The 1657-nt window shown below is 31.6% G+C and carries 1 protein-coding gene; it reads left to right on the forward strand.

Annotation, left to right across the window (positions count from 1 at the left end; genetic code table 11):
- The first annotated feature begins 131 nt into the window (after nt 1–131).
- On the forward strand, nt 132–1532 hold the full coding sequence (locus tag DXA13_RS20580; RefSeq protein WP_181995777.1) for an LTA synthase family protein: 1401 nt from the start codon (nt 132–134) through the stop codon (nt 1530–1532).
- The last annotated feature ends 125 nt before the right edge of the window (nt 1533–1657 follow it).

Consider the following 1657-nt stretch of genomic DNA (forward strand, 5'->3'; position numbering starts at 1 on the left):
TTAGCGATTGAGATAATCGTTTTATAATTTATTTAGTAATAAAACAATAGTACTATATTTTATAATATGTATCTTTTTTTATGATTGGGATTGCTAATCATTATGTTGCATTATACAGAAATAATCCAATTATGCCGGCAGATATTTTGTCTTTAAGAACAGCCTTAGCAGTTTCACGGGGATATCAGTATCCACTAACTAATGGAATTGCTATATCAATGGGGGTGCTATTTTGTGCTTTAAGTATGATATACAGTTTTCATAAATTAGATTTGTTGAAAAAGAGTAAGAGTAAGTGGATACCCAAAGTGATATCAATATTTATAGGATTTTTAAGTATAGCATGGATAAATAATGTGAAGTTTGAGGATGCTTATAATATAAAAATGAATTTATGGTGGCCAGCGGTAACTTATGAAGAAAACGGATTTTTACCTGCGTTTATATCATTTGCTCAAAGACTAAAAATTTCGCAACCAGAGGGATATTCTACGCAAGACGTAAATTATATACTAGAACGTTTACCAGCTTATGAAGGACCGGATGATAGAAAACCAACGATTATAGCAATTATGAATGAAGCATTTTCAGATTTGAGTGCACTAGGGCCCTTTGATTCTTCAAAGAATGAGCTGCGATTTTACAACGCTCTAAAGAGTGATCCAGGAACGATTGAGATAGGATTTGATTATGTATCAACTCGTGGGGGAGGAACTTCACTTACCGAATTCGAATTTCTAACAGGTAATTCTATGGCTAATATTTTAGGAACTACACCATTTACGCAATTCGATTTTCAACATATCCCATCAATAGTATCTAATTTGAAAGAACAGGGATATGAAGCGATTGCAATGCATCCTGAAAACCCTAATAATTATAAGCGAAGTAATGTATATGCTTCGATGGGATTTGATGAGTTCCTCTCCATTGATAGTTTTGAAGGACTGGATATAATTGCAGGAACTAGGATTAGTGATTTTGGAGACTATAAAAAGCTAATAGAAGTATATGAGCAACGAATGGCCCCATTATTTGTTTTTAATGTTACAATACAAAATCATGGTGGTTATGATATTCAAAAAATAGAAGATAAATATAGAGTATCATTAGAAAACAAATATGATAAGTACGCAGATGTCCAGGGATATCAATCTTTAATGAAGGCTTCAGATAGAGCATTGGAATATTTAATTAATTATTTTAAAAATGTGGATGATCCAGTAATTATTTGCATGTTTGGAGATCATCAGCCAACCTTAAATAAAGAATTTGAACAACAGTTAATAAGTGAAGGAAGGGAAAATGATGATACAGACCTTACCATTGCTCAAAAATATTATAGCGTTCCCTACTTTATATGGAGTAATGATCCCGAAATTATAAGCAGAGGGGAAAATTGGAGTTTTACTAAAAAGGACATAATAAGTCCAAATTATTTAAGTACTATGTTGCAGTATTATGCAGGAACAAAAATAAGTGCATATAATGAGTTCCTATTAGAGTTGCGAAAAAAAGATTTTTGCAATTAATTATGTTGCAGTATTATGCAGGAACAAAAATAAGTGCATATAATGAGTTCCTATTAGAGTTGCGAAAAAAAGATTTTTGCAATTAATTAGCTTAGGGTATTATGCTGATGATAATATTTGGCATG

This window comes from Clostridium sp. AM58-1XD, assembly GCF_003464085.1.
GTDB lineage: Bacteria > Bacillota > Clostridia > Lachnospirales > Lachnospiraceae > Lachnoclostridium_A.

Bases quoted from the DNA above. Each gene is read 5' to 3' on its own strand.
- DXA13_RS20580 (WP_181995777.1), top strand. From the start codon at position 132: ATGCCGGCAGATATTTTGTCTTTAAGAACAGCCTTAGCAGTTTCACGG.